A 334-nucleotide genomic window follows, 5' to 3' on the forward strand; every position below is an offset into this window, starting at 1 on the left:
CATAAAGCAACTCAGCCCCTTCACGAATAGCCGCTAGCGGTGTTTTCAGTTCATGGGAAATATGCCGGATGAAATGACTTTTCTGTTCTTCCAACTCCAACAGTTGAACCCGCATGGCTTCCAATATTTGCGCAACTTCCTGAATCTCCTGCACTCCCGCCACTGACACCTTTTTCTCAAAGTTGCCTTCCTGCAGACGGCTGATTTGCGGTTTAAGTTCATTAATCGGCCGCATTAATAATCTGACAAATAACAACGCAATTAATAATGAGGCAGGAATAACCAAAGCCGACTGTAAAACCGTGGTTCGCAGCTGATCGGCACTTTGCTCAAT

At 45.5% G+C, this 334-nt stretch carries 1 protein-coding gene; it reads right to left on the minus strand.

Going from position 1 to position 334, the window contains the following annotated elements:
* Nucleotides 1-334, minus strand: a 334-nt coding sequence (locus J0A66_RS22310; protein ID WP_206576017.1) for a HAMP domain-containing protein, incomplete at both ends; no start/stop codon positions are given.

This window comes from Bowmanella dokdonensis (genome assembly GCF_017254865.1).
Classification (GTDB): domain Bacteria; phylum Pseudomonadota; class Gammaproteobacteria; order Enterobacterales; family Alteromonadaceae; genus Bowmanella; species Bowmanella dokdonensis.